Source organism: Paenibacillus forsythiae T98, assembly GCF_000520735.1.
GTDB lineage: Bacteria > Bacillota > Bacilli > Paenibacillales > Paenibacillaceae > Paenibacillus_AQ > Paenibacillus_AQ forsythiae.
The window spans coordinates 1-4,337 of sequence record NZ_ASSC01000675.1 but is presented as its reverse complement, the minus strand read 5'-3'; the positions used below and the strand labels follow the sequence as shown (position 1 = coordinate 4,337).

Below are 4,337 nucleotides of genomic sequence, written 5' to 3'. Positions count from 1 at the left end.
TATGGAAGCGGCCTGCCGATTGAAGCGCGGGATCGTCCTTGAACCAGCGCTGCGCATCCGCCGCCATGGCAACCGCCTGTCCGCCCCGGCTGTGCCCGACGAGGGCCGTTTTGGCAAAATCAATTTTGCTGTAGAAAGGGTTATCCGGCGTATCCGAGAAGGAGGCGAGCTGCTCCAGATGCTTCAGAATGATCCAGGCGCGCAGCTTGTGGTCGTTATCCGGAATGCCCGACCAGGCCGAATAATTCAGGAAGTTCTCGTCCAGGGAAATGGCGATGAATCTGCGGCTCGCAAGCAGTTCTCCGAGATAGGCGTAGCCTCCGTCCGAGAAGTCCTCCATCATATGGTTGCCGTGAACGATAAGCACGAGTGGAAAAGGACCGTCTCCCTCCGGCATCCATACCCGCCCGTTCAGCGGCAATGATTCCGGACCAAAGCCCCAGAACAGCGTGCGCAGCGGAGACCACTTCTTTATATAGGAGGAAGCGTCCGCCGGAGCCGAGCGGACGGACGCTCCGCTCCCGTATTCGGCCCGGTGCCGGTCGCTGCCGCTTCCATAGGTGAAGCTCCGGTAAGCATACGCGCCGGGCAAGCCCGGATTGTCCGCCGCGAGAGGGGCGGCGGCGCCATTTCCCGGCCCGGCATCCACCGACCGGTCCGCAGCGGCGCCGTGCTCCAGCCGCGATCCGTCCGCCGGAATGAACGGAAGAGTCGACAACGCCGCGATGAGCAGCAGTCCCGGGAGAAATTTGCCTGTCCGCAGGAGTCCGATGGCGATGCCCAAAGCCGCTCCGAGCACGGCGAGAGCTGCGGCGGCGATGGCGGAAGCGCCGGCGGTGATGTCGGCATTGCAGAGAATGACCATAACAATGCCCGCGCTGCCGAGCAGGCATCCCGTGAACAGCCGGGGAAGACGCAATGCTGCCAGTGCGAGCAGCGCGGCCGCCAGAAGGCCTGCCGCAGCCAGAAGGACGGTTCCGGCTCCTGCGGCCAGCATCAGATCCGCCGGCCTTCCGAGGCCGGTGGGAGTCCCGAGCATAAGGGCGGAGCAGGCCGCGAAGCTGATTAACCACGGTCCGGCAATCCCGCTGCGCCACAGGCGGGTATCATAGCGGCAGGTTTCACGGATTCGGTTGGCGACAATGCCCGTTAAGCGCCTGTGGCGCACGGGTCTTTGCGGAGCGGCCGGCTGCACCGGTTCCAGATTCATTCTTTATCCCCCTGCTTCGCTGCTATGCTGACAATTGCGATAAGATGTAGCCATAATAGCCCTTTGCCGCCCTCTCTGACAAGTGATGCTTGCTGGAATGCGCTAATTCCTTGTTTTCCAACTGAAAATAAAGGGTTGACAAGAATCGGGGGGACTATTATTATAAATCCATAACCTACTAATCCGGTAGTAATAATAAATATTTTTACCGTACAGACGGCGAAACCCATGTCAAGGAGCGTAGCGGCTGTTTGCCGGTATACGATTCCGGCGGGGTTCTACTGTCTGTTTTTTGCAACAAACAGGTATATCAAATGGGGGAGTGACTGAAATGAGAAAAGGGTTGAAAAAGGGATTGTTGACAGGATTTGCGCTGCTGCTGACGGCGGGCCTGACAGCTTGCGGCGGCAATAACGGAGCGGAGAGCGAATCGTCTGCCGCGCCTGCGGCTGGAGGCAGCGCAGCGCCTTCGACGGCGCCCGCGCCATCGAAGGACCCGGTGGAGCTGCTGAACGTTTCCTATGATCCTACGCGTGAATTGTACGAGAACTATAACAAGGCGTTCTCCGCTTATTGGGAGAAAGAGACCGGACAGAAAGTAACCATTAAGCAGTCTCATGGCGGTTCGGGCAAACAAAGCCGCGCCGTGCTCGACGGCCTGGAAGCCGATGTTGTGACGCTGGCGCTTGGCTATGATATCGATGCTCTGCAAACGGCGGGCCTGATTAACGAAGGCTGGCAGAGCAAGTATGAGCATAACAGCTCCCCTTACACCTCGACGATCGTATTCCTGGTGCGCAAGGGAAATCCGAAAGGCATCAAGGATTGGCCGGATCTGCTGAAGGATGGCGTTGAGGTCATCACTCCGAATCCGAAGACATCGGGCGGCGCCCGCTGGAACTACCTGGCGGCTTGGGGCTATGCGCTGGATCAGAACAACAATGACGAGGCCAAGGCGCAGGAATTTATCAAGAATCTGTTCACGCATGTGCCTGTGCTTGATACCGGGGCGCGCGGCGCGACCACGACTTTTGTAGAACGCGGAATCGGCGACGTGCTGCTGGCTTGGGAGAACGAGGCTTACCTGTCCGTAAATGAGCTGGGCAAGGATAAATTCGATATCGTATATCCTTCGGAGAGTATTTTGGCTGAGCCTCCGGTGGCTGTAGTCGACAAAGTGGTCGACAAGAAGGGAACCCGTGAGGTTGCTGATGCTTACCTGAAATATCTGTACAGCGAAGAAGGGCAAAAAATCGCCGCGGAGAACTACTACCGTCCAACGCTTGACAGTGTTAAGGAAGAGTACAAGTCCAAGTTCCCGGATATCAAGCTCTTCACGCTCGCCGATAAATTCGGAACATGGACCGAAACGCAGGAGAAGCATTTTAATGACGGCGGTGTCTTCGACAAGATTTACGTTCCGGGCAAATAAGAGGACTTGGGGATAGAAGCAGGAAATATGGCGGTGCTGATCGGCGGAACCGAGCCGAAGGCGAAGAAAGGATGAACAATCGATGAGTGTCTCTGCTAAGGCGACGCGGCGGGGAGTGCTGCCGGGATTCGGTCTGACCATGGGGTACAGCATTTTATATTTGAGTCTTGTCGTGCTGATTCCGCTGGCTGCGCTGCTGTTCAATTCAACGGGACTGACCTTTGCGAAATTTTGGTCGGTGGCCACGGACCCTCGGGTTCTGGCCTCCTACCGGGTCAGTCTGACCACCTCGGCGGCGGCCGCGCTTGTGGACGGGCTGCTCGGACTGCTGCTGGCCTGGGTGCTGGTACGCTACCGGTTTCCGGGAAAAAGAATCTTCGACGCCCTGATCGATCTGCCGTTCGCGCTGCCGACGGCGGTGGCAGGGGTCTCGCTGACGGCGCTGTATTCCGGCAACGGTTGGATCGGCTCCTTCCTTGAGCCGCTCGGCCTGAAAGTGGCGTTCACGCCGCTGGGCATTACGCTGGCGCTGATGTTCATTGGTATTCCTTTTGTCGTTCGAACCGTTCAGCCGGTTCTTGAGGATATGGAGAAGGACACGGAGGAGGCGGCCGCCACACTCGGGGCGGGACGCTGGCGCATCTTCCGCAAGGTTGTGCTGCCGGAGCTGATTCCGCCCCTGCTCACCGGCTTTGCCCTGGCTTTTGCCCGGGGGCTCGGCGAGTATGGCTCGGTTGTATTCATCTCGGGCAACATGCCCATGCGGACGGAGATTGCTCCGCTGCTCATCATGTCCAAGCTGGAGCAGTACGATTATGCCGGAGCGACGGCGGTGGCGCTGCTGCTGCTCCTTATTTCCTTCCTGATGCTTTTTGTGATCAACATGCTTCAGCGATGGACCCGCAAGGCGTCGCGCTAAGACCCGCACTACTTGAATTTAAGGAGGAATTAGGATGGCTGGAACTGTCCCGCTTCGCGCGAGACGGCCGCAGGCGCCCGCGATTGCTGTGAATGAATCGTCCGCGGTTAAATGGCTGCTGGTCGGAGCGGCCGGGCTGGTGCTGCTGTGGCTGATTGTGCTCCCGCTGGTGATTGTGCTGACCGAGGCGCTCAAGCAGGGCTGGAATGTATACCTGGAAGCGCTGAAGGACCCCGACGCCGCTTCGGCGCTGCGGATGACCCTTCTGGTAGCGGGCATTACCGTGCCGCTGAATACGATATTCGGCGTAGCGGCCGCTTGGGCCGTAGCGAAGTTCAAATTTCGCGGCAAGGGAATGCTCATTACGCTTATTGACCTTCCCTTTGCCGTTTCGCCGGTCATCGGCGGTCTTATCTATGTTCTGGTCTTCGGCGCGCATGGCTGGTTCGGACCATGGCTTGGCGAACATGATATCAAAATCGTGTTCGCGGTTCCGGGCATCGTGCTCGCCACGCTGTTCGTAACATTTCCGTTCGTGGCCCGTGAATTGATCCCGCTGATGGAGGATCAGGGAACGCAGGAGGAGGAAGCTGCGCTGACGCTGGGCGCAAAGGGCTGGCAAATCTTTTTTCGCGTAACGCTTCCCAATATCAAATGGGGTCTCTTGTACGGCATTATTCTGTGCAACGCCCGGGCGATGGGTGAATTTGGCGCCGTCTCGGTTGTATCGGGTCATATTCGCGGGGAGACGAATACACTCCCGCTGCACGTGGAGA

4 protein-coding genes are annotated in these 4,337 nt (G+C 58.3%); 3 read left to right on the top strand and 1 reads right to left on the bottom strand.

Annotated features, from left to right (window positions below):
• The coding region (locus L692_RS0120715; RefSeq protein WP_025701940.1) for an alpha/beta hydrolase at window positions 1-1,210 on the bottom strand (1,210 nt) is incomplete at its 3' end.
• A 331-nt stretch (window positions 1,211-1,541) separates the two neighbouring features.
• On the opposite strand from L692_RS0120715, the gene L692_RS0120710 reads away from it, so the two are divergent.
• From L692_RS0120710 to cysW, 3 genes are all read left to right on the top strand, one after another.
• Window positions 1,542-2,642: a sulfate ABC transporter substrate-binding protein gene (locus L692_RS0120710; RefSeq protein ID WP_025701939.1), complete on the top strand. Its 1,101-nt coding sequence runs from the start codon at window positions 1,542-1,544 to the stop codon at window positions 2,640-2,642.
• Between the two features lie 82 nt (window positions 2,643-2,724).
• Window positions 2,725-3,561, top strand: coding sequence for a sulfate ABC transporter permease subunit CysT (gene cysT / locus L692_RS0120705; protein ID WP_025701938.1), 837 nt, complete (start codon window positions 2,725-2,727; stop codon window positions 3,559-3,561).
• 34 nt (window positions 3,562-3,595) lie between these two features.
• Window positions 3,596-4,337, top strand: a 742-nt coding sequence (gene cysW / locus L692_RS0120700) for a sulfate ABC transporter permease subunit CysW (protein WP_025701937.1), incomplete at its 3' end; no start/stop codon positions are given.

What these genes read in the sequence shown, in the direction of transcription:
- L692_RS0120710 (WP_025701939.1), top strand. Translation starts at nt 1,542, where the DNA reads ATGAGAAAAGGGTTGAAAAAGGGATTGTTGACAGGATTTGCGCTGCTG.
- cysT (WP_025701938.1), top strand. Translation starts at nt 2,725, where the DNA reads ATGAGTGTCTCTGCTAAGGCGACGCGGCGGGGAGTGCTGCCGGGATTC.